At 68.4% G+C, this 22,843-nt stretch carries 23 protein-coding genes; 7 read left to right on the top strand and 16 right to left on the bottom strand.

The features are described from left to right. Positions 1-32: 32 nt before the first annotated feature. The 10 genes from LRA89_RS07295 to LRA89_RS07250 form a co-directional block, all read right to left on the bottom strand. A complete protein-coding gene (locus tag LRA89_RS07295) occupies positions 33-1,058 on the bottom strand; it encodes a hypothetical protein (RefSeq protein ID WP_230769619.1) in 1,026 nt (341 codons plus the stop codon). Positions 1,059-1,145: 87 nt separating this feature from the next. Next, a complete protein-coding gene (locus tag LRA89_RS07290; protein ID WP_230769618.1) occupies positions 1,146-2,033 on the bottom strand; it encodes an SDR family NAD(P)-dependent oxidoreductase in 888 nt (295 codons plus the stop codon). A 109-nt stretch (positions 2,034-2,142) separates the two neighbouring features. Continuing rightward, on the bottom strand, positions 2,143-2,526 hold the full coding sequence (locus tag LRA89_RS07285) for a hypothetical protein (protein ID WP_230769617.1): 384 nt from the start codon (positions 2,524-2,526) through the stop codon (positions 2,143-2,145). 79 nt (positions 2,527-2,605) lie between these two features. Then, the gene (gene phoB / locus LRA89_RS07280) at positions 2,606-3,298 is read right to left on the bottom strand and encodes a phosphate regulon transcriptional regulator PhoB (RefSeq protein ID WP_055759173.1); all 693 of its coding nucleotides are present in this window, start codon (positions 3,296-3,298) and stop codon (positions 2,606-2,608) included. A gap of 2 nt (positions 3,299-3,300) precedes the next feature. Continuing rightward, positions 3,301-4,002, bottom strand: a complete 702-nt coding sequence (phoU, locus tag LRA89_RS07275; protein WP_055759177.1) for a phosphate signaling complex protein PhoU — start codon at positions 4,000-4,002, stop codon at positions 3,301-3,303. A gap of 10 nt (positions 4,003-4,012) precedes the next feature. Further along, on the bottom strand, positions 4,013-4,795 hold the full coding sequence (pstB, locus tag LRA89_RS07270; protein ID WP_055759180.1) for a phosphate ABC transporter ATP-binding protein PstB: 783 nt from the start codon (positions 4,793-4,795) through the stop codon (positions 4,013-4,015). Then, complete coding sequence (pstA, locus tag LRA89_RS07265) at positions 4,795-6,006, bottom strand: phosphate ABC transporter permease PstA (RefSeq protein ID WP_230769770.1); 1,212 nt, start codon at positions 6,004-6,006, stop codon at positions 4,795-4,797. The genes pstB and pstA overlap by 1 nt, the downstream gene beginning before the upstream one ends. A gap of 82 nt (positions 6,007-6,088) precedes the next feature. Further along, entirely contained in the window at positions 6,089-7,471 is a 1,383-nt protein-coding gene (pstC, locus tag LRA89_RS07260) for a phosphate ABC transporter permease subunit PstC (RefSeq protein ID WP_230769616.1), read from the bottom strand. Continuing rightward, complete coding sequence (locus tag LRA89_RS07255) at positions 7,471-8,481, bottom strand: substrate-binding domain-containing protein (RefSeq protein ID WP_230769615.1); 1,011 nt, start codon at positions 8,479-8,481, stop codon at positions 7,471-7,473. Before LRA89_RS07255 ends, pstC begins: the two co-directional genes overlap by 1 nt. Before the next feature lie 85 nt (positions 8,482-8,566). Continuing rightward, positions 8,567-9,769: an ATP-binding protein gene (locus LRA89_RS07250; RefSeq protein ID WP_230769614.1), complete on the bottom strand. Its 1,203-nt coding sequence runs from the start codon at positions 9,767-9,769 to the stop codon at positions 8,567-8,569. Between the two features lie 127 nt (positions 9,770-9,896). Between LRA89_RS07250 and LRA89_RS07245 the strand changes: the two genes are divergently transcribed. From LRA89_RS07245 to LRA89_RS07230, 4 genes are read left to right on the top strand one after another with little or no spacing between them, the layout of a single operon-like run. Beyond that, a complete protein-coding gene (locus LRA89_RS07245; protein ID WP_055759196.1) occupies positions 9,897-10,304 on the top strand; it encodes a hypothetical protein in 408 nt (135 codons plus the stop codon). A 5-nt stretch (positions 10,305-10,309) separates the two neighbouring features. Beyond that, the gene (locus tag LRA89_RS07240; RefSeq protein WP_230769613.1) at positions 10,310-10,579 is read left to right on the top strand and encodes an HPr-rel-A system PqqD family peptide chaperone; all 270 of its coding nucleotides are present in this window, start codon (positions 10,310-10,312) and stop codon (positions 10,577-10,579) included. Then, complete coding sequence (locus LRA89_RS07235; RefSeq protein ID WP_230769612.1) at positions 10,576-11,439, top strand: HprK-related kinase A; 864 nt, start codon at positions 10,576-10,578, stop codon at positions 11,437-11,439. The genes LRA89_RS07240 and LRA89_RS07235 overlap by 4 nt, the downstream gene beginning before the upstream one ends. Continuing rightward, entirely contained in the window at positions 11,436-12,440 is a 1,005-nt protein-coding gene (locus tag LRA89_RS07230) for a nucleotidyltransferase domain-containing protein (RefSeq protein WP_230769611.1), read from the top strand. Before LRA89_RS07235 ends, LRA89_RS07230 begins: the two co-directional genes overlap by 4 nt. Positions 12,441-12,555: 115 nt before the next feature. Here the strand turns inward: LRA89_RS07230 and wecC are convergent, their stop codons facing one another. From wecC to LRA89_RS07210, 4 genes are all read right to left on the bottom strand, one after another. Further along, positions 12,556-13,794 (bottom strand): UDP-N-acetyl-D-mannosamine dehydrogenase, encoded by a 1,239-nt coding sequence (wecC, locus tag LRA89_RS07225; RefSeq protein WP_443024947.1) that lies wholly within the window; start codon positions 13,792-13,794, stop codon positions 12,556-12,558. 7 nt (positions 13,795-13,801) lie between these two features. Further along, complete coding sequence (gene wecB, locus LRA89_RS07220) at positions 13,802-14,926, bottom strand: non-hydrolyzing UDP-N-acetylglucosamine 2-epimerase (protein ID WP_230769609.1); 1,125 nt, start codon at positions 14,924-14,926, stop codon at positions 13,802-13,804. Positions 14,927-15,009: 83 nt separating this feature from the next. After that, entirely contained in the window at positions 15,010-15,795 is a 786-nt protein-coding gene (locus tag LRA89_RS07215) for an SDR family NAD(P)-dependent oxidoreductase (RefSeq protein ID WP_230769608.1), read from the bottom strand. A gap of 13 nt (positions 15,796-15,808) precedes the next feature. Continuing rightward, positions 15,809-16,525: an HAD-IA family hydrolase gene (locus LRA89_RS07210; protein WP_230769607.1), complete on the bottom strand. Its 717-nt coding sequence runs from the start codon at positions 16,523-16,525 to the stop codon at positions 15,809-15,811. A 61-nt stretch (positions 16,526-16,586) separates the two neighbouring features. Between LRA89_RS07210 and glmU the strand changes: the two genes are divergently transcribed. The 3 genes from glmU to LRA89_RS07195 all read left to right on the top strand — a co-directional run bounded on the left by glmU (position 16,587) and on the right by LRA89_RS07195 (position 21,195). Further along, positions 16,587-17,951 (top strand): bifunctional UDP-N-acetylglucosamine diphosphorylase/glucosamine-1-phosphate N-acetyltransferase GlmU, encoded by a 1,365-nt coding sequence (gene glmU / locus LRA89_RS07205; protein ID WP_230769606.1) that lies wholly within the window; start codon positions 16,587-16,589, stop codon positions 17,949-17,951. A 24-nt stretch (positions 17,952-17,975) separates the two neighbouring features. Further along, positions 17,976-19,799, top strand: coding sequence for a glutamine--fructose-6-phosphate transaminase (isomerizing) (gene glmS, locus LRA89_RS07200; RefSeq protein ID WP_230769605.1), 1,824 nt, complete (start codon positions 17,976-17,978; stop codon positions 19,797-19,799). Between the two features lie 127 nt (positions 19,800-19,926). After that, positions 19,927-21,195, top strand: coding sequence for a PQQ-dependent sugar dehydrogenase (locus LRA89_RS07195; RefSeq protein ID WP_230769604.1), 1,269 nt, complete (start codon positions 19,927-19,929; stop codon positions 21,193-21,195). Position 21,196: 1 nt separating this feature from the next. Here LRA89_RS07195 and LRA89_RS07190 read toward each other — a convergent pair whose 3' ends face one another. Together LRA89_RS07190 and LRA89_RS07185 are read right to left on the bottom strand one after the other, a co-directional pair. Then, a complete protein-coding gene (locus LRA89_RS07190) occupies positions 21,197-22,036 on the bottom strand; it encodes an endonuclease/exonuclease/phosphatase family protein (RefSeq protein WP_230769603.1) in 840 nt (279 codons plus the stop codon). 25 nt (positions 22,037-22,061) lie between these two features. Further along, positions 22,062-22,817 (bottom strand): DeoR/GlpR family DNA-binding transcription regulator, encoded by a 756-nt coding sequence (locus LRA89_RS07185; protein ID WP_230769602.1) that lies wholly within the window; start codon positions 22,815-22,817, stop codon positions 22,062-22,064. Positions 22,818-22,843 lie beyond the last annotated feature (26 nt).

The raw sequence follows: 22,843 nt of genomic DNA, 5'->3' as shown, positions 1-22,843 counted from the left end.
AGCCGTGAGTGGGGCTTCAAGGAACGGGAACGCTACGCCATCGCCACCGGCGGCAGGCGGTTGCCGAGGTCGCCGAGCAGCGACACCACGCCGCGCCGCATCGGCTGCCAGAACACCGAGAGTGTCAGCAGCGCCGATCCGATGACGAAGGCGGTGAACGCCGCCGACAATTCGACCGCGCCGGCCTGCTGGAACAGCGCGTAGAGCGCGTAGAGAACATAGGCGAGGCTGGAGACGAGCAGCGCGCGACGATCGACCGCCAGCGCGACCACGCCGAACACCACGTAGAGCGCGATCACCACCACCGCCATCGGCAGGGTGACGGTCGGCCCGAACACGCCCAGCAACTGGAACAGCGAATGGGCGATTAGCGGTGCGGCGACCAAGTGGAGCCAGAAGGCGACGTCGCTGCGGCGGGTGCGGCGTTCGCGATCGCTCATGTCCCAGCGCATCGCGGTCACGAACACGCCGATGCCGCCGATCAGCGTGACCGGATAGAAATTCTCGGCAAGCTGCGGAAAGGCGACGACGGCGAGCGCCGCGACGACCGCGACCAGCGCCGCTGCCCCCGCCGCGACGGTGATCGGCACCATGAAGCGTTTCCAGTGCGCCCATGCCGCGCCCGATGCGACCAGCGCGATGCCGGCGAAGATCGCCGCCGTCGCGCGCGGCGAGAGATTCTGCGGATCGGCTTCGATGACGATGCCGAACAGCGTGCCCGCGACGCCGCCGACGAAGGCGAGCAGCAGCAGGATGCTGGGCAACGCCATCCGCCGCCGCGCGGTGAAATATTCGGCGAGGAACCACGCCGCCCCCGCAACGCCCAGCCCCCCGAGCGGCGTCAGGATCGAGCCGCCGATCCATGCCAGCGACACCAGCAGCAGCGCGAGCGCGACCGAGACGAAGATGTCGTTGAACCCGGTCAGCAGCCGGAAATGCTCTTCGTCCACCACCGGCGCGCGGCGCGCGGTGGCGACATGGTCGCGCAACGCATCGGCGGCGGCACGCGACAGCGCGCCTGCCTCCACCGCCGCATTCAGGTCACTCTCGCTGTACATGCCATTACCTCCCTGTATTGGGTGAGTATGACACTGGTGTATTGGTTGTGCAATACAGATTGGGTGCAGTTCGCAAGGAGATTTGGTTCAGCCGAGCTGCCGCAAAATGCTGAGCGCCTGTTCCGCGCCCGATCCGGGGACGATCTCGCCGTGCCGGTCGGTGATCGCCGCCCAGTGCGCGGCGACGCCCTCGGCCGACAGCGTGTCGCCGCTCAGGCGGATACCGGGGGTAAGCGTGACATAAGCGGACTGAAACACCCCCGCGCCGGCACCCACGATCGCCCCGGCGGGAGCGTTTTCGGACACGAGAAAGACGGCGGCGGGAACCACGCTTTCCGGGGTCAGCGCGGCGAAGGCCTGCTCGGGCAGAATATCCTGCGTCATCCGCGTGCCGGCGGTGGGGGCGAGGGTGTTGACGCGAATGTCGTATTTCGCCCCCTCGAGATGCAGCGTCCGGGCGAGGCCGACGATGCCGAGTTTCGCCGCGCCATAATTCGCCTGCCCGAAATTGCCGAACAGTCCGCTGGACGAGGCGGTCATCAGGATACGACCATAGCCTTGCGCGCGCATCGTACCCCATACCGCGCGGGTGGCGTTGGCGGTGCCGGTCAGGTGGACCGCGACGACCGCATCGAAATCGGCGGGGGTCATGTTGGCGAAGCTGCGGTCGCGCAGGATGCCGGCGTTGTTGATGAGGATGTCGATCCGCCCGAACCGGTCGAGCGCCAACGCGGCCATCGCCGCCATCGCGTCCATGTCGGTCACGCTGCCATGATCGGCAAGCGCAGTGCCGCCGGCGGCGGCGATCTCGGCAACCACCGCGTCCGCCGCACCCGATCCACCGGCACCATCGCGTGCGCCGCCCGGATCGTTGACGATCACCCTGGCACCGCGCCGCGCCAGTTCGAGCGCATAGGCGCGGCCGAGCCCGCCGCCCGCTCCGGTGACGATGGCGACACGATCGGTGAACTGCATGGGGAGCACTCCGGTTGTTTTCCGCAACCTATCACCCCGGCTCCCCAACGAAAAGCACCCCGCCGGTCGGGGCGGGGCGCTCTTGCATCGGCGAATGCCGCAGACGGGCTTACTTGCCGCCGGGGTTCCGGCAGCTATCGCGCACGGTGCGCGAACAGACCGGATAGCTGTCCTTGGGCGCCGGGGCGGGGGTCGCCATCGGCGGGGCGAACTGCACGTTGCCCGGTGCGGCCATCGGCTGGCCCGGCATCGGCTGGGCCATCGGCGTGCCCGGTGCCATGCCATCCGCCGGTGCAGGCGGCGGGGGCGGCGGGGGCGGCGGGGTGATGCCATCGGCCGGCGGGGGCGGGGCCATCGGTGCGCCGGGCTGCATCGCCGGGTCCGGCGTTCCCGGCTGCATCGTGCTGTCGGGCGTGGTCGGGGGAGTCGGCGTGGTCTGGGCGACGGCGGCGCTGCCGAGCAGCATGGCGGCCATGAAAGCGACGGTCTTCATCGGAAAAACTCCTTAGCGACTAGCTTCGTTGAGGCTGCGGTCCAAACGAGCAAAGTCGAAAAGGTTTCCCCTCAAGTTTTCATCCCGCCGCGTCGAGGGCATATCCCGCCGAACGCACGGTACGGATAATATCCGGCCGGTCGCCGACATTGATCGCTTTGCGTAACCGGCGAATATGTACGTCGACGGTACGCGACTCGATGTCGGAATCATGGCCCCACACCGCATCGAGCAGTCGTTCGCGTGAGAAAACCCAGCCGGGATGTTCGAGGAAGTGTTTGAGAAGGCGGAATTCCGTCGGCCCGAGCGGTACGACCTCACCGCCGCGACGGACGCGGTGGCCAACGGTGTCCATCTCGATGTCGGAATAGCTCAGCGCCTCGCCCGCCAGCGCCGGGCGCACGCGGCGCAGTACCGCGTTGACGCGCGCGACCAGCTCGCGCGGGGAAAACGGTTTGGTGACATAATCGTCGGCACCGGTCTCCAGACCACGGACCCGGTCCTCTTCCTCGCCGCGCGCGGTGAGCATGATGATTGGCACGTTCTGCGTCTCGGCCTGGCGGCGAAGCTGGCGGCAGACCTCGATTCCCGACAGTCCTTCGACCATCCAGTCGAGCAGGACGATGTCGGGCGTCGCCTCGCGCGCGAGCAGCAGCGCTTCCTCGCCTTCGTGGGTGCGGACGACCTCGAAATCCTCGCGCTGGAAATGGAAGGCGATGAGTTCGGCCAGCGCCGCATCGTCTTCCAGCAGCAACATCCGTGCCTTGCCCATGATTATCCTGCCACCCCGAGGGTTTCGCGTTCCGCCAGCGTTTGACCGGTGGCGGCGAAATAGACCATTTCGGCGACGTTGGTCGCATGGTCGCCGATGCGTTCCAGATTCTTGGCGACGAAGAGCAGGTGCGCGACCTGGCTGATGGTCTTGGGATTTTCGACCATGTACGTCACCAGCACCCGGAAGATGCTGTTGTAATAATCGTCCAGCGCATTGTCGCGCTTGCAGATCTCGACCGCCGCCTGCGCGTCGCGCGCCGAAAAGGCGTTGAGCACATCATGGACCATGTCGGCGGCGAGCTGCGCCATCGCCGGCAGGATCGACAGCGGTTCGATGCGTGGATCATGGGTGTCGCCGTGGATCGAGGCGACGCGCTTGGCGATGTTCTTGGCATAGTCGCCGATGCGTTCGATCACCGCCGCGATCTTGAGCGCGGCCACCACCTCGCGCAGATCGTCGGCCATCGGCGCGCGCAGCGCGATGACGCGGACGACCAGCTTTTCCACCTCCGCCTCGATCGCGTCGATCGCCTTGTCCTTGGCGCGGACTTCCCTGGCGAGCGCGGGATCGTTGCGGGCGAGCGCCAGCATCGCGTCGCTGATCGCCTGTTCGGCCAGCCCGCCCATCTGCGAAATCAGCGCGCGCAGATGGCCGATGTCGCGGTCGAATGCCTTGACCGTATGTTCGTGGCCTGTCGCCATATCGTTCCCCTCAACCATAACGCCCCGTGATATAGTCTTTTGTGCGCTCCTGGCGGGGGTTGGTAAAGATGTCGGACGTACGGCCGTATTCGACCAGCGTACCGAGATGAAAGAAGGCGGTCCGCTGCGACACGCGCGCCGCCTGCTGCATGTTGTGGGTAACGATCGCGATGGCGTAGCGGCCGCGCAGCTCGTGGATCAGCTCTTCGATCTTGGCGGTGGCGATCGGGTCGAGCGCGCTGCAGGGCTCGTCCATCAGGATCACTTCGGGATCGACCGCGATGGCGCGGGCGATGCACAGCCGCTGCTGCTGCCCGCCCGACAGCGCGGTGCCGCTGTCGGTCAGCCGGTCCTTCACCTCGTTCCACAGCCCGGCGCGGGTCAGCGAGCGTTCGACGATGCCGTCCATCTCCGACTTGGGGCCAGCGAGGCCATGGATGCGCGGGCCATAGGCGACGTTTTCGTAGATCGATTTGGGGAAGGGGTTCGGCTTCTGGAACACCATGCCGACACGGGCGCGAAGCTGCACCACGTCCATCGCCGGCGAGTAAATATCCTCGCCGTCCAGCCGGATGTCGCCGGTGACGCGCGCCGAGGCAACGGTATCGTTCATCCGGTTCATCGTGCGCAGAAAGGTCGACTTGCCGCAGCCCGACGGACCGATGAAGGCGGTGACATGCTCCATGGCGATGTCGATCGACACGTCCTTGATCGCCTGTTTCTGGCCATAGAAGACGTCGACGCCGCGCGCCGACAGTTTCGGGACGACGTTGGAAAGATGGGTGTCGGTCATTACCAGCGGGTCTCGAAGCGATTGCGGAGATAGATGGCGAGCGCGTTCATCGCGAGGAGGAACGCGAGCAGCACGAGGATCGCGGCGCTGGTCTTCTCAACGAAACCACGGCTGACCTGATCGGACCACAGGAAAATCTGCACCGGCAGCACGGTGGCCGGATCGGCGAAGCCCTGCGGCGCCTGCGAAATGAAGGCGCGCATGCCGATCATCAGCAGCGGCGCGGTTTCGCCCAGCGCACGCGCCATGCCGATGATCGTGCCGGTCAGGATGCCGGGCAGGGCCAGCGGCAGGACATGGTGGAACACCACCTGCACCTTTGATGCACCGATGCCGAGCGCGGCGTCGCGGATCGACGGCGGCACCGCCTTGATCGCGTTGCGCCCGGCGATGACGATGACCGGCATAATCATCAGCGCCAGCGTGAGCCCGCCGACGATCGGCGCCGAGCGCGGCAGATTGAGCGTGCCGAGGAACACCGCCAGACCCAGCAGCCCGAAGATGATCGAGGGCACCGCCGCCAGATTGTTGATCGATACCTCGATCAGATCGGTCCAGCGGTTCCGGGGCGCATATTCCTCGAGGTAGAGTGCCGACAGCGTGCCGACCGGAAAGGCGATGAGCAGTGTGATAAGCATCGTCATCAGCGAGCCCTTGAGCGCGCCCCAGATGCCCACGGCCGTGGGATCGGTCGAATCGGCCGACCGGAAGAAATCGGTGTTGAAGCCGGTCGAGATCGCCTGTTCGCGTTCCAGCCGGGCGACCATCGCTTCGGCCTGCGGCGTGCCGTCGGCCTTCGCGGCTTCCTCTATATCAGGGGCGGCGGGGACGGCGATCGTCACCTTGCGCGACAGGATCGACGGATCGGCCTTGATCGCGTCGCGCACCGTCAGCCACGCGCTGTCGGAGATGACGCGGGTTTCCTCGCCGAAGGTCGCCGCCGCCGCGCCGTCGACGGCGTTCTCGACGCCGGCCCCGGCGAGCGCGAGATCGGCACCGCGCCCCTTCAGTTGTGCCGGCTGAACCTCGATACCCGCCGCCGGGAAATCGATCGGCAGTTGGACGAGCGTGCGCTGGAAGCCGCCCAAGCCACTCATCAACATGGTGACGAGCAGAAAGGCGAGGAATCCGCCCGACAGGACGACGGCGGCGAGGCCGAAGAAGCGGAAGCGGCGTTCGGCGGCATAGCGACGGCGGATGCGCTTCTGCATCACGCCGGTCTTCCAGTCGGTCGGCACGCGTTCCGGCGCGGCGTCGCGTTCGACGGCGGGGCTGCCGGCGACGAGGCTGGGGCTATTCATAGGCTTCCCGATACCGTTTGACGACGCGCAGCGCGACGACGTTCAGGAGGAAGGTGATCGCGAACAGCGTCAGGCCGAGCGCGAAGGCGGCGAGCGTCTTGGGACTGTCGAACTCCGCCTCGCCGGTCAGCAGGTCGACGATCTGCTTGGTCACGGTCGTCGTGCTTTCGAACGGGTTGAGCGTGATCGACGCCGCGCCAGAGGCGGCCATGACCACGATCATCGTCTCGCCGATCGCGCGGGAGACGGCGAGCAGCACGCCAGCGACGACGCCGGGTAGCGCGGCGGGGAGCAGCACTTTGGCGATCGTTTCGCTGGTGGTGGCCCCCATCGCCAGGCTGCCGTCGCGCATCGACTGCGGTACGGCGGCGATCGAATCATCGGCCATCGACGACACGAACGGGATAATCATGACGCCCATCACCAGCCCGGCGGCGAGCGCGCTTTCCGAACTGGCGAACGGCATGCCGAGCATCACCGCCACGTCGCGGATCGCCGGACCGACGGTCAGCGCTGCGAAATAGCCATAGACGACGGTCGGCACGCCCGCGAGGATCTCGAGGATCGGCTTCATCCACTTGCGCACCGCCGGCTTGGCATATTGCGTCAGATAGATCGCGCTCATCAGCCCGAACGGGATGGCGACGATCATCGCGATCACCGCGCCGATGAAGAAGGTGCCCCAGAACAGCGGCACCGCGCCCAATGTCGCGCCCGGATCGGACGCGCGGATCACTTGCGGGCTCCAATGGGTGCCGAGCAGGAAGTCGGTGACGGGCACGATGCGGAAGAAGCGGACGCTTTCGACCACCAGTGACAGGAAGATGCCGAGCGTCGTCAGGATCGCGATCAGCGAGGCGACGAGCAGCGCCAGCATCACCGCGCGCTCCACCTTGGTCCGCGCGCGGAAATCGGGGCGGATGCGGGTGAAGGCATAGGCCCCGCCGGCAAAGGCGAGCAGCAGCGCGAGCGCGGTGCCGATCCAGTCGTAGCGTGCCTGCGCCGCGCCATAGGCGGGGGCGAGGACTTCGGCCTGCGGATTGAACGCGCCATAGGCATCGCCGCTGGCCAGCGCACGCGCTTCGGCAAGGATCGCCGAGCGTTCGAAGCCCGGACCGGGCAGACGGGCGGCGGCGGGCGTCGCCAGCACGCTTTCGCGCACCAGCGCGGGCGACGTCAGGCTCCACGCGGCGAGGAAGACCAGCGCGGGCGCGGCGATCCAGATCGCCATGTGCCAGCCATGCTGGCCGGGCAGCGAATTGGGCCGCTGCGCCGCCGTCACCGGCTTGGCGAAGCGCGCGGCGCGGGCACGCGCGACCATCCAGCCGATGCCGCCGAACCCCAGGACGAGCAGGATCAGCGCGAAACCGTGCATCAGTGCAACCCCGCCGGATCGAGCGCGGTCTGGCTGGCGATCTCTGCCGCTGACTCGGCGCGGACCGCTTGCGGCGCGGCGATCATGCCCCGGCGCGTCAGCGGACCGCCCGGGTTCCACGACCGGGCATAGGCGGCGAGGAAGTCGGTCATGCCGGGCACCGGTTTGATATGCGCCTTCTTCACATAGATGAACAGCGGCCGCGCGCCGGGATAGCTGCCGTCGGCGATGCTGTCGTAGGTCGGCGTGATGCCCTCGATCGGCACGCCGTGCAGCCGGCTCTTGTTTTCCTCGAGATAGGAATAGCCGAAGATGCCGACGGCGTTGGGATTGGTCGACAGGTTCTGCACGATCAGATTGTCGTTCTCGCCCTTGTCGACATAGGCGGCGTCGTCGCGGATGCGGGTACAGATGTCGGCATAGCGATCCTTGTCGCTGTCTTTCAGCGCCTTGACCTGCGGCATCGCCGCCTCGCACGCCGGCACCATCACCAGTTCGACCAGCGCGTCGCGCGTGCCGCTGGTGGCCGGCGGGCCGAACACCTGGATGGGAATCGCGGGCAGCGCGGGGTTCACGTCGCGCCACAGCCGGGCGATGTTGGGCTTGCCGAGCGGATTGGCCGACAGCGCCAGATAGACGTCGCGCTTGGTCAGGCGCAGTTTCGGCCCGGCATTGGATTCGGCCAGTGCCACGCCGTCGACGCCCACCTGCACCTCCATGATGTCCTTCACGCCGTTTTTCAGGCAGGTTTCATATTCCGACTTCTTCAGGCGGCGCGAGGCGTTGAGGATGTCGGGATGCTGTGGCCCCACTCCGGCGCAGAACAGGCTGGCCCCGGCGCCGGTGCCGGTGGATTCGATCACCGGCGCGCGCAGATTGGGGTTGGCGTTGACCAGTCCTTCGGCAACGGCGGTGGTGAAGGGATAGACGGTCGAGGAGCCGACGACCTTGATATGGTCGCGCGACGTCTGCGGCTCGCACGCGGCGAGCGCCAGCGCGAGCGCTACCATGGGCGCGATCCGGCGGTACATGCGACCTCGACTGTTGTGGGATACGCTCATTCGCATCGCTCGTGCGCCCTGTGTTACCGCGGGGTTACGGCTTGATGACAGTGGCGAGCGGCAGGCGGATGGTGACGGTGGTGCCGTCGCCGACCACGCTGCCGATATCCAGCCGCCCGCGATGCCGCTCGACGATATGCTTGACGATGGCAAGGCCGAGCCCGGTGCCGCCCAGCGCCCGGCTTCGCCCTGAATCGACGCGATAAAAGCGTTCGGTCAGCCGCGGGAGATGCTCGATCGCAACCCCCTCGCCATGGTCGCGCACCATCAGCTCGGCCATCGTCGCCCCTTCGCTGACGCGGATTTCGACCGCCGTGCCGGCGCGACCATATTTCATCGCGTTGCCGATGATGTTGTGCAGCAACTGCGACAATTGCGCGCGGTCGCCGATCACCGCGATTCCCGCCGGCGCGTCGCGCACCACGTCGCGACCGCGCGCCGGGTTGGTCGATGCGAGTTCCTCGCAGACCCGCTCCAGCATTGCCGAGAAGTCGACCGCCTGATCGGGCGGGCGGTATTTGTCGGCCTCGATCCGGCTCAGCGAGATCAGATCGTCGATCAGCCGCTGCATCCGCCGCGCTTCGTCGTTCATCACCTTGAGGAAGCGTTCGCGCACGCCCGGGTCCTCGCCCGCCTCGTCGCGCAGCGTTTCGATGAAGCCGAGCAGCGAGGCGAGCGGGGTGCGCAGTTCGTGGGAGGCGTTGGCGACGAAATCGACGCGCATCCGTTCGGTCGCGCGGTTGCCGGTACGGTCGACGAGGTGGACGAGGCGGCGGCCCTCGCCGATCGGGCGCAGGCGCATCTCCCAACTCTGGTCGCGCGCACCGAGGCCGACGAGGCTGACCGGCTCGGCATCGTCGCGCTCGCCGAACAGCCGTTCGGCGGCGGCGGGATGGCGGATGGCGAGGCGGACGTCGCCACCGACGATATGCGCCCCGAGCAGCGCGCGCGCGGCGGGGTTGGCGGCGACCACCGCGCCGCCGGCGACGATCAGGATCGGTTCGTCGACCGCGTCGATCACGTCCTGCGTCGCGGCGGCGGCGTGGCCGCGCGAGGCGTCGGGCTGATCGGGGGTGGTAGTATCGTGCGCCTGCGACGCGGCGACCAGCACCGCGACGATCCCGCCGACCAGCATCACCGCGCTGGCATTCACGCCGGCCCCGAGCAGGAACCCCAGGATGGCGACCGCAATCGTGATGCCGATCGCAAGCGGCAGGCGGGGGGCAAATCCATCCATTCGCCTTCGATTAGGCGCAAGTTCCGGTTCGCGCCAGCCTTTGTCGGGCGGGGTGCCCCGTTGCCGGACGGGCGGGATATGGATTTGCGATTGCATGGGGACGGCGCTTCGGGGCACATGCTGGGCCATGGCCGACGATCCGCTTTCCCCGCCCGACAACAAGCCGGCGGGCACGGTCGCCCGCCGGACGCTGCTGATCGGGGCGGCGAGCGCCTCGGCGGTCGTGTCGATCCGGCCGGCGCTGGCGCAGACGCAGGTATCGGTGATGAACTGCGAGATCCCGGTGCCCGACAAGGCGCGCGCGGGCCGCTATATCGCCGCCGACGGATCGGTCGTGGCGCCCGGCACGCCCGGCGCGGTGCCGCCCGCCAACCGCCCGTTCACCGGCGAGGAAGTGCGCCGCGCCGGTCAGGGCATGAACCTGCCGGGTGCCGATGGCGAGCGCACGCGCGCCTACACCAACTATATCCGTCGCCTGCAATCGGGGACGAGCGGCTTCACCTGCTTCGCATCGATCCAGATGCCGCGCGGCTGACCGCGGTGCCGCGCTACCGCGCCCCGGTGGCGGACGCGCTGCGCATCGTGCCGCTAGACGATCTGAGCGCCGTCTATCACCGCGCATCGGGGCAGACGCATGTCGTCGCCCCGCCGGTGCCCGAGATGCTGGCGCTGCTCGCCGGACGGGCGATGACGGCGCGCGAGGTGCTGGCCGCGCTGGCGGCGGCCTACGACCTGCCCGATGGCGACGAGGCGGCGGTGGTCGCGCGGCTGGACGAACTGGTCGGAACCGGGCTGGTCGAACGGGTATGAGGCATGTCGCGCAGCTCCGCATCGGGCCGGTAGGCTTCCGCATCGGCAGCGACTGGCGGTTGCCGATCGATCAGGTGCGGGACCTGTACCGCGACTATCCCGCGCCCGAGGGCGGCATCGCCGATTTCACCGTGCGGCTGTTCGCGGCGCGGCCGTGGCGGCGGGTGCTGCGCCCCTCGGTGATGATCGGCGGCGATTTCACCATTCCCGACGCCGCGCCGCTGCCGCTCGCGCAAGGGTTGCTGGCGGCGGAGATGGGAATGAATTTGCAGATGGCGCTGGGGCAGCGGCGCTATCTGTTGCTTCATGCCTCGGCCGTCGAGCGGGACGGGCGGGCGCTGCTGATGACCGGGGTGTCGGGGGCGGGCAAGTCGACGCTGGCGGCGCTGCTGATGACGCGCGGCTGGCGGTTGATGGGCGACGAGTTCGTGCTGCTCGATCCACTGAGCGGGCTGGTCCATGGCTTTCCCCGGCTGGTCAGCCTGAAGAACGCCAGCATCGGCGTGCTGGAACGCGCCGCGCCGGCCGCGCTGTTCGGGCCGTTGCTGGCGGGCACGCCCAAGGGGGATATCCGCCATCTGGTGCCTGACGCGCCCGCGCTGGCGGCGATGGACGTGCCGGCCGCTCCGGCGCTGCTGCTGTTCCCGACCTTCGGGGGGCCAGGCGAGGTGCGGCTAGTCGAGCCGGCCGAGACGTTCGTGCGGCTGACCCATGCCTCGACCAACTATGTCCAACTGGGCGAGCGGGGCTTTGCCGCGCTGACCGCGCTGGTGCGGCGCGTGCCGGCGCGGGCGATCGATTATCCCGATACCGGTGCGGCGATCGCGATGGTCGAGACGTTGTGGGAAGCCCTGGCATGAGCGGGGCGCTGGTCGCGCGGACGCTGACCGATCCGGCGAGCGCGCTGACGCTCGATGCCGCCGGGTGGAACGCGCTGATCGCGGCGGCGCGGGCCGAACAGTTGATCGGTAGCGTGGCGGTGCGGCTGGGCGGGCTGGTATTGCCGCCCGCCGCCGAACGGGTGATGGCCGATGCGCGCGCCTCCGCCGAGGCCGGGCGGATAGCAGCGCTATGGGAAGCGGAGGCGGCGCGGCGGGTACTCGCGTCGCTCGATGTACCGGTCGTGTTGCTCAAGGGCACGGCATTCGTCGCCGCCGGGCTGGATGCGGGGCGGGGGCGGTCGATCGGCGATCTCGACATATTGGTGCCGCGCGATGGGCTGGACCGGGTCGAACGCGCGTTGCTGGCCGGGGGGTGGGAATGGGTCAAGCCCGACCCTTACGACGACGCCTATTACCGGCGGTGGATGCACGAACTGCCGCCGCTGGTCCATGCCGCGCGCGACAAGATGATCGACGTGCATCACACGATCCTGCCGCCGACCGCCCGGCCGACGCCCGATGCCGCCGCGCTGATCGCCGATGCGGTGCCGCTGGACAACGGGCTGTCCGTGCTGTCGCGCGAGGACATGGTGGTCCATGCCGCCGCGCACCTGCTGGCCGATGGCGATTTGCAGGGGGGCTTGCGCAACCTGTGGGACATCGACCGGCTGGTGCGCGAGTTTTCGGAGGGCGACGGGACGTTCGTGGCGCGATTGGGTTCGCAGGCGGCGCATCACGGCCTGTCGGCGGCGGTCGAACGGGCGATCCGGTTGGCGAAGCGCATCTACGCGACGCCGGTGGCCGGGTTCGATCCAAGGCCGTCCGACGCGCTGTTCGCCCGGCGGCTGCTGGCGCGCGACGGGTGGGGGCGGTTGCGGCACAAGGAAACCGAGTTCGGCTTCTATGTCCGCTCGCACTGGATGCGGATGCCGCCGGCGATGCTCGCTCGCCATTTGTGGACCAAGTGGCGGCGTACATAGCGATCCGTCATTCCGGCGAAGGCCGGAATCCATTGTGTCGGGTGTTCTCGACTCAGCCGAGCCGTCACCCCATCCATGGATTCCGGCCTTCGCCGGAATGACGGGACGATGCGGTTCAGCGCCACATCCCCCTTGTGTCGTACACCTGCTTGCCCGCGCGGGCTTCGGGTGGGACCGTCCGGAACACGCTATGGTCGACCAGCACGACGAGGATGTCGTTGGCGAGGCCCGCCTCCAGCGGCACCAGCCGTCCGGCGTCCAGCGCGCGCGGCAGGGTGTCGACGAACGGTTCGACCAGATCGATCCGATCGCCATACGCCGCGATCAGCCCCTGCGCGACCTTCACCGCCGGGCTTTCGCGCAGGTCGTCGATGTCGGCCTTGAACGCGAGGCCGAGCAGCGTCGCGCGCGCGCTGGGCGCGGCATCGAGCATCGCCGAGGCGCGGGCGACGACATGGTCGACCTTGCCGTCGTTCACCTCGCGCGCGGTGCGGATCAGCGGGGTTTCGTCGGGTGCGGCATCGACGATGAACCATGGGTCGACCGCGATGCAATGCCCGCCGACGCCGGGGCCGGGCTTCAGGATGTTGACGCGCGGATGGCGGTTGGCGAGGTCGATCACGTCCCAGACGTTCAACTCCATCCGGTCGCACACGATCGACAGTTCGTTGGCGAAGGCGATGGCGACGTCGCGGCTGGTGTTCTCGACCAGCTTGACCATTTCGGCGGTGCGCGCTGTGGTGACGGTACACGCCCCCTCGACGAAGCGGCGGTAGAAGTCGCAGGCGGCTTCGGCACAGGCCGGGGTGATCCCGCCGATCGAGCGTTCGTTCGACACCAGTTCGAGGATGATGCGGCCGGGCAGCACCCGTTCGGGGCAATAGGCGACGCAGATGTCCGGCGTTTCGGACAGGCCGGGCAACGACAGGTCGGGACGCAGGTCGGCGAGCAGGTCGCGGATCTGTTCGGTGGTGCCGACCGGCGAGGTCGATTCGAGGATCACGGTGTTGCCCGGCCGCAGCACCGGCGCGATCGCGCGGGTGGCGTTCAGGACATAGGACAGGTCGGGCGCGTGGCCCGGCCCGAACGGCGTCGGCACGGCGATGACGAACACATCGGCGGGCGCGGGGGCGATGGCGGTCGCGAGGCGGCCGAGCAGCACCACGTCGCGCACCAGCGTGTCGAGATCGGCTTCCTCGATATGGATATGCCCGCGCGCCACCGTGTCGACGACATGCTGGCTGACGTCGATCCCGATCACCCGCGCGCCCGACCGGGCGACGACGGCGGCGGTCGGCAGGCCGATATAGCCCAGCCCCACGACGCAGACGTCGTAGGTGTCGGCGGCGGTGATGCGTTGTTCAAGCACAGAGGGTCTCCACGATGCGGGTCGACGCATGGCCGTCTCCGAAAGGATTGTGCGCGCGCGCCATCGCGGCATAGGCGGCGGGATCGTCGAGCAACGCGCCGACCTCCGCGACGATCCGGTCCTCGTCGGCGCCGATCAGCTTCGCGGTGCCGGCCATCACGCCTTCGGGGCGCTCGGTCGTCTCGCGCATCACCAGCACCGGCTTGCCGAGGCCCGGTGCCTCTTCCTGCACCCCGCCCGAATCGGTCAGCACGAGGTGGCACAGGTCGAGCAGGCGGACGAAATGCGGATAATCCTGCGGGGCGATCATCGCGACGCGCGGATTATCACCAAGGATCGCGTCCATCACCCCCGTCACCTGCGGATTGGGGTGGACCGGAAAGATCACGCCGACATCCTCGCGCGCGGCGATGCGGGCGATGGCGCGGGCGATCGATGCCATGCCCGGCCCGAAATTCTCGCGGCGATGCGTCGTCACCAGCACGACCCGCTTGCCCGCGAAACGGGTGGCGAGGCCGTCCAGTCCTTGCGTGCGCGCCGGATCGGCGGCCAGCCGGTCGCGCGCCATGTGCAGCGCGTCGATCACGGTGTTGCCGGTGACGTGGATGCGCTCCGCCGGCACGTTTTCGGCGCGCAATGCGTCGGCGGCGGTCTGCGTCGGCGCGAAGTGCAGGTCGGCGATCGATCCGACGATCTTGCGATTCACTTCCTCGGGCCATGGCTGGTAGATGTCGTGGCTGCGCAGTCCCGCCTCGACATGGGCGACCGGAATCTTGCGGTAATAGGCGGCGAGCGCGGCGACCATCGCGGTCGCGGTGTCGCCCTGCACGATCACCCGGTCGAACCGCCCGGCGTCGAACACCGGCCCCAACGTGTCGAGCAGCCGCGCGGTCAGCGTGTCGAGCGACTGGCCCGGAGTCATGATGTCCAGGTCGGTGTCGGGCACGATCCCGGCGAAGTCGAGCACCTGATCGAGCATCGCGCGGTGCTGCGCGGTCACGATCACCCGTACCGCGAAACGCGGGTCGGCGCGCATCGCGTGGATCAGCGGGAACAGCTTGATCGCTTCGGGCCGGGTGCCGAAGACGATCGCGACGCGGGATACGGGGTCGGGCATCGGGATCCTGGGGCTGGCCGGTTACACCTGCCGGCCTAGCCCCGAGGACTTAACAATTGATGGGCAAGGCAGCGACGGCGCGATCAGCCGTGATAGCGCGCCGCGACCTTGTCACGCGAGGCATTGGGGGCGATCCTCGCCTCGGCGGCCTCGAGCGCGTCCCAGTCGGCGATGTCGGGCAGCGAAGGGATGCACACCGCCTCGCCCAGTTCCAGCCCGCGCAACGACGCGACGACCAGATCGTCGGCCTCCATCACCCGTTCGGCCGGAAAATCGTCGACGCTGTGCCCGGCGACCGCATGGAAATCGGTGGCGGTGACGCCGGGGATCAGCAACTGGACGCGGATGCCGCTGTCCTTCGCCTCCACCTGCATCACGCGGGTGTAATAGGCGACATAGGCCTTGGTCGCGCCATAGCCGGCATAGCCCGGCAGCTTGGTAAACAGCGTGCCCGACCCGACGTTGATGATCGTGCCCTGACCGGCCCGCTTCATGCCCGCCATCGCCGCATCGGCCAGCCGGCTGAACGCGACGACGTTCAGGAGCAGCATGTCGGTCATGTCCTCGCGGTCGCCCTCGCCCACCTTGCCGAACGCGGCGAAGCCGGCGTTGTTGACGAACAGCGCGACGGGTTCGCCGTCCTGCAACCGTTCCTCAACCAGATCGAGGTCGTCGGGATCGGCCAGATCGGCGACCATCACCTCGATGTCGATCGAATGTTCGGCCGACAGTTCCTCGGCGATCGCGCGCAGCCGGTCCTCGCGACGCGCGACGAGGATCAGGTCGTGGCCGGTGCGCGCCAGATGATGCGCGAAGCTGAGGCCGATGCCGGACGATGCGCCGGTGATGAGGGCGGCAGGACGGGTCATGGTCGTTCCTTTGTTACGGCGTGGCGGCGGAGCGATCGGCGGTAGCGGCCGGTTCCCACGACCGCAGCCGTTCGAGCGTCGGGAGCAGATCCTCATAGCGGTCGATCACCGCGTCCGCGCGCAATTCCTCGACCGGCTGCATCAGGAAACCGAACGACACCGCGATGCCGGGCACCCCGGCACTCCGCGCCGCATCGATATCGAAATGCGAATCGCCGACGAAGGCGGCCCGCCCGCCGCCCAGCCGCTCGATCATCGCATCGATCGGCGCGCGATTGGGCTTGGCCATGCCCGGTCCCAGCGTGTCGCCGCCGAGGATGCAGCCGAACCGGTCGGCGATGCCGAGTTCGCCGAGCAGCTTTTTCGCCAGTCGTTCCAGCTTGTTGGTGACGATCGCGACCTTGACGCCCTGCGCCATGAGCGCGTCGAGCGCCGCCATCGCGCCGGGGAACGGGCGCGAATGCCGCGAAATGTTGTTTTCGTAATAGTCGAGCAACAGCCGGTAGCCGCGATCCAGCGCGGCTTCGTCATGGTCGCCGGTCGCCGCCATGCCCTGTGCCAACATATGGCGCGCGCCGCCGCCGATCATCGGGATCACCGCCTCGCGCGACAGCGGCGCTCGCCCGGCATCGGCCAGCGCATGGTTCACCGAATCGGTCAGGTCGCCGCTGGTATCGACGAACGTCCCGTCGAGATCGAAGCCGACAATATCGAATGAAATCTTGGTCATGTTGTCTGCTTTGCCGCCCGCGATATGGAATTGGCAAGGTTGCTGTGTCAGATGCTCGGCCATGGAACCGAACACCGTCGCCGCCATCGTCCTTGCTGCGGGCCAAGGCACGCGCATGAAGTCCGATCTGCACAAGGTGCTGCACCCCATCGCCGGGCGGCCGATGCTGCTGCATCTGCTGGACAGCGTCGCCGGCCTGTCGCCCGCGCACACCGCCGTCGTCGTCGGCGCGCGGCGCGAGCAGGTGGCAGCCGCGGTCGCGCCGCTGGGCGCGACGATCGTCGCGCAGGAGGAGCAACTGGGCACCGGTCATGCGGTGTTGCAGGCCGCGCCGGCGCTGGCCGGGTTCGCGGGCGACGTGATCGTCCTGTATGGCGACGTGCCGCTGGTCAGCGCCGAGACGATGCGGCGGATGCTCGACCGGCTGCACGGGGACGATGCGCCGGCGGTGGTCGTGCTCGGCTTCCGTCCGGCCGATCCCGGCGCCTATGGCCGGGTGATCGCCGACGATGCCGGGCGGATCGCACGGATGGTCGAATATAAGGACGCATCCGAGGCGGAACGCGCGGTGACATTGTGCAATTCGGGGCTGATGGCGGTGCGCGCCGCCGATCTGTTCGGCCTGCTGGCACGGGTCGGCAACGACAATGCCGCGAGGGAATATTATCTGCCCGACATCGTCATGCTGGCGGCGGCCGACGGGCGCGGATCGGCGGTGATCGAAACCGGCGCTCTCGAGGTGGCGGGCGTCAACAGCCGCGCCGAACTCGCCGCGCTGGAGGGGGAATGGCAGCGTGCCCGCCGCGCGCGGGCGATGACGGAGGGCGCGACACTGATCGCCCCCGACACCGTGTGGTTCGCGCACGACACGGTCATCGGGCGCGACGTGACGATCGAACCGAACGTCGTGTTCGGTCCCGGCGTGACGATCGCCGATCATGTGACGATCCATGCCTTCAGCCATCTGGAGGGCGCGACGGTGGCTTCGCACGCCGATGTCGGCCCCTATGCCCGGCTGCGCCCCGGCGCGGTGCTGAAGGAAAAGAGCCGCGTCGGCAATTTCGTCGAGGTGAAGAACGCGGTGCTGGGCGAGGGGGCGAAGGCCAACCACCTGACCTATCTCGGCGATGCCACCGTCGGCGCGGGGAGCAACATCGGCGCGGGGACGATCACCTGCAACTATGACGGCTTCTTCAAATACCGCACCGAGATCGGCGAGGGCGCGTTCATTGGATCGAACAGCGCGCTCGTCGCCCCGGTCAAGGTGGGCGCGGGCGCGATCGTCGCCGCCGGATCGGTCGTGACCCGCGACGTCGAGGCCGATGCACTCACGCTCGTCCGCGCCGAGCGCACCGATCGCCCCGGCTGGGCGGCGCGCTTCCGAGCCCAGCGCAAGGCGGCCAAGGCCGCCAAGACCGCGAAATAATCACCGACAGTCCCGGAGAATCACATGTGTGGCATCGTAGGAATCATCGGGACCGAAGCGGTGGCCGACCGGCTGCTCGACGGGCTCAAGCGGCTCGAATATCGCGGTTATGACTCGGCGGGCATCGCGACGATCGATGGCAGCGCGATCGAGCGGCGGCGCGCGTCGGGCAAGCTGAAGAACCTCGCGACCGAACTGGCGGCGCATCCGTTGCCGGGCGACGTCGGCATCGCCCATACCCGCTGGGCGACGCATGGCGGTCCGACCACCAACAACGCCCATCCGCATGCCACCGATGAAGTCGCGGTGGTCCACAACGGCATCATCGAGAATTTCAAGCCGCTGCGCGAGGAACTGCAGGCGCGCGGCCGGGTGTTCACCAGCGAAACCGATACCGAGGTCGTCGCGCATCTGGTGAGCGAGCAGGTCGAGGCGGGCCTTGCTCCCTCCGATGCGGTGAAGGTGGTGTTGCCGCGCCTGCACGGCGCGTTCGCGCTCGCGATCCTGTTCCGCCAGCACCCCGACCTGCTGATCGGCGCGCGGCTGGGATCGCCGTTGGTCGTCGGCTATGGCGAGGGCGAGGTGTATCTCGGCTCCGACGCGCTGGCGCTGGCGCCGCTGACGCAGCGGATCGCGTATCTGGAGGAAGGCGACTGGGTCGTCTGCACCCGCGACGGCGCGCAGGTATACGACCGCGACAATGTGGCGGTCGAGCGGCCGGTCACGCTGTCGGGCGTCACCGGCGCGCTGATCGACAAGGGCAACCATCGCCATTTCATGCAGAAGGAGATCTACGAGCAGCCGATCGTCGTCGCGCAGACGCTGCGCGCCTATCTTCACCGGCTGGAGGGCAAGGTCACGCTGCCGATCCCCGATTTCGACCTGTCGGGGATCAAGCGCGTCACGATCGTCGCCTGCGGCACCAGCTTCTATGCCGGGATGGTCGCAAAATACTGGTTCGAGCAGTTCGCGCGGGTTCCCGTCGACCTCGATGTCGCCAGCGAGTTCCGCTATCGCACGCCGGTGATGGAGGATGGCGGGCTGATGATCGTCATCAGCCAGTCGGGGGAGACCGCCGATACGCTGGCGGCGCTGCGCCATGCCCGCGCCGAGGGGCAGGTGATCGCCGCCGTCGTCAACGTGCCGACCAGCACGATGGCGCGCGAGGCCGACCTGTTGCTGCCGACCCATGCCGGCCCCGAGATCGGCGTGGCGTCGACCAAGGCGTTCACCTGCCAGTTGGCGGTGCTGGCGGCGCTGGCGGCCAATCTGGCAAAGGCCAAGGGGCGGTTGAGCGAGGCGGAGGAGCGCGCGCTGGTGCGGCATCTGGCCGAGGCGCCCGCCGCAATCAACGGCGCACTGGCGTATGACGAGTCGATCGAGGCGATGGCCGGGGTGATCGCCGCCGCGCGCGACGTGCTGTATCTCGGGCGCGGCACCGATTATCCGCTGGCGCTGGAAGGCGCGCTCAAGCTCAAGGAAATCAGCTATATCCATGCCGAGGGCTATGCGGCGGGCGAGATGAAGCACGGGCCGATCGCGCTGATCGACGAGCATGTGCCGGTGATCGTCATCGCGCCGTCGGGGCCGCTGTTCGACAAGACCGTCAGCAACATGCAGGAAGTGCAGGCGCGCGGCGGCAAGGTGGTACTGATCTCCGACTATGACGGCATTCAGGCGGCGGGCGACAATTGCATCGCGACGATCACCATGCCCAAGGTCCATCCGCTGATCGCGCCGATCGTCTATGCGGTGCCGGTGCAGTTGCTCGCCTATCACGTCGCGGTCGCCAAGGGCACCGACGTCGACCAGCCGCGCAACCTCGCCAAGTCGGTAACGGTCGAATAGCCGACGCTCCTCCTCCCCGTGGCGCGGGGAGGATGGTTCGCGTACCCAGGCGCATATCTTTTCGTTGCCGGCGGACCCCGCGCCGCCGCCCCCGGTTGTCGCCGCCATGACAATCAGGGGAAATGCGATGAAGCTCCGTATCCTGGGCGCGGCGGTGGCCGCGTTGTGCGCCACCGCTGCGTCCGCGCAGCAAGGGCCGAAAGCCATTCCGGGGCTGAAGGCGCAGCCCGAACCCTATGCGACGAAATCGGTGGTCAACCATCCGGTCACGATCGGCTGGCCCGAAGGCCGCAAGCCCACCGCGCCCGCCGGGTGGCAGGTGGTAAAGTTCGCCGGCGGCCTCGACTATCCGCGTCAGGCGCTGCTGCTGCCCAATGGCGACGTGCTGGTGTCGGAGGCACGGACGCTGCCCAAGCTCGATGCCGACCCCGAAGTTGCGCGCGGGCAGGCGCTGTCGAGGACGACCGGGTTCAGCGCCAACCGCATCACCCTGTTGCGCGACGCCGACCGCGACGGCGTCGCCGAACAGCGGTTCGTGCTGCGCGACGGGCTGAACCAGCCGTTCGGGATGCAATATGCCAATGGCAAGCTGTACGTCGCCAATACCGATGGCGTGGTCGTGTTCCCCTATACGCCGGGCGAGACGCGGATCACCGCGCAGCCGCGGCAGATCGCGACACTGCCGGCGGGCGGATACAACAACCACTGGACGCGCAACCTGCTGCTCAGCCCCGATGCGCGCACGCTGTACGTCTCGGTCGGGTCGGCGTCGAACGTCGGCGAACACGGCATGGACGAGGAGAAGCGGCGCGCTGCGATCCTCGCGATCGATCTGTCCAGCGGGCGCGAGCGGCTCTATGCCTCGGGCCTGCGCAATCCGGTGGGGATGGACTTCGTGCCCGGCACCGCGACGCTGTGGACGGCGGTGAACGAGCGCGACGAAATCGGCGACGACATCAGCCCCGACTATCTGGTCGGCGTGCGCGAGGGTGGCTTCTACGGCTGGCCCTACAGCTATTACGGCAAGCAGGACCCGCGCCACGCCAACGAGAAGCGCGAACTGCTCGCCACCACCTTGCTGCCCGACGTCGCGGTCGGGCCGCACGCCGCCGCGCTCGGCATCGCTTTCGCCAAGCAGGGGGCACCAACCGCCTATGTCGCGCGGCACGGATCGTGGAACCGCGCCGACTTCAGCGGCTATGACGTGCTGAGCGTTCCGTTCGCCAATGGTCGCCCGGCCGGCGATCCGCAGCCGTTCCTGACCGGCTTCGTCGCCGACAAGGCCAAGGGCACCGTCCATGGCCGCCCGGTCAGCGTCCAGACGCGCGCCGATGGGGCGATCTTCGTGGTCGACGACGCGGGCGATACCATCTGGCTGGTCCGCCGGACCGGCTGAGCTACTTCGCCGGGCGCAGCGTCGCCACGACCGGAAAATGGTCGGAGGCGTAGCGCCCGGCGCGGTTGTGGGTCACGACCCGCGCCGATAGCGGCGTGAAGCCGCGCACGAAGATATAGTCGATCCGCCGGTCCGCCGTGCCGGTGAAGGCATGGAAGGTCCGCTCGGGTCCATCACGGGTCGCCGTCCCGGTCCATGCGTCGCGCAGACTGGCGGCGAAGGCGGCATAGGCGGTGCTGTCGGGTGTCGCGTTCATGTCACCGGTGACGATCACGGGCAGTGTGCCGGCGATCGCCGGGATACGCGACAGCAGCAACTCGGCCGACTTGCGCCGCGCGTCGTCGTCGCTGTCGCGGTGCGCGAAATGGGTGTCGAACAGCACGAAGCGGCGGGGTTTGCTTCCAAGCGTCTCGAACATGCCCCAGTTGACCATGCGCGGCAGGTCGACGCCCCAGCTACTGCTGCCGACCTGGTCGGGCGTGTCCGACAGCCAGAAGTCGCCGCTTCGGACCAGCCGCAGCCGGTCGCCGCGGTAGAAGATGCCCATATGCTCGTCGGCATGCGCGCCGCGCCGGTCGCGTCCGAACCAGCGGAAGCGGGGCAGCGCGGCGACGATCGCATCGCCCTGCCGCTGATAGAGTTCCTGCGTGCCGATGAGGTCGGGGTCCTGCGCGCGGATCATGGCGATCGCGATCGGCGCGCGCGTTTCCCACCGGTCGGGGCCGTCGTCGGGACTGGGATAGCGGATGTTGAAACTCATCACCGTCAGGTCGCGCGCATCGGCGGCGGGGGCGATCAGCGCGAGCGCCGGCAACAGGCACAGGGTCAGGCGGGTGAACACGGGGGGAAGGCTCCGGGGCAGGGGGTCAGTCGCAGGTGATCCAGTCGACACCGGCGGCGGCGGCGGCATAGGCCGGATCGATCGGCCGGTCGGTGACGATCCGGTCGATGTCGGCGAAGGTGGCAACGGCGACGACGCTGGTCCGGTCGAATTTCGACGCATCGAGCGCCATGGTGACGAAGCGCGACTGGGCGATCATCTGTCGGCACAGCGCGCCTTCGCCGACGTGATAGTCGGTGAAGCCGGTCGCGGCATCGACCGATTCGGTCGAGACGATCGCGGCGGCGGGCCGGAACTGCGCCAGATAGGCGCGCGCCGTTTCGTCGAAGAACGCGCGGTAGCGATCGTCCAGCTCGCCCGCCGCCAGATACAATCGGTTGCCGCTGCGCCCGCCCAGCTCCGCCGCCACGTCGAGGGCGTTGGTAACGATGGTCAGGTCGCGCTTGCCCTTCAGCGCCTGGGCGACGTGGAACGCGGTCGAGCTGGCATCGAGATAGAGCGAATCGCCATCGGCCACCCCGCGCGCGATGGCGGCGGCGATGCGTTGCTTGGCGGCGGCATTGCGGTGGAGCCGCGCCTCGAACGGGCCTTCCTCGACCGACTTCGCCAGCCGGGCACCGCCATGGATGCGCTCGATCAGCCCATCGCTCTCCAGCAGCCGCAATTCGCGCCGGACCGTCTCGTCGGACACCGCCAGCACCTGCGCCAGCCCGTGGATGCCCATCGCATCGCCCTGCGCGAGCAGGTCGAGGATTTCCTGGCGGCGGTCGCGGCGCTTCATCATCGGTGTCCAGCATATCGCCTACA

Origin of the sequence: Sphingomonas sp. Leaf4, assembly GCF_920939515.1 — a bacterium.
GTDB lineage: Bacteria > Pseudomonadota > Alphaproteobacteria > Sphingomonadales > Sphingomonadaceae > Sphingomonas.
This window is presented reverse-complemented; position numbering and strand designations above follow the sequence as displayed.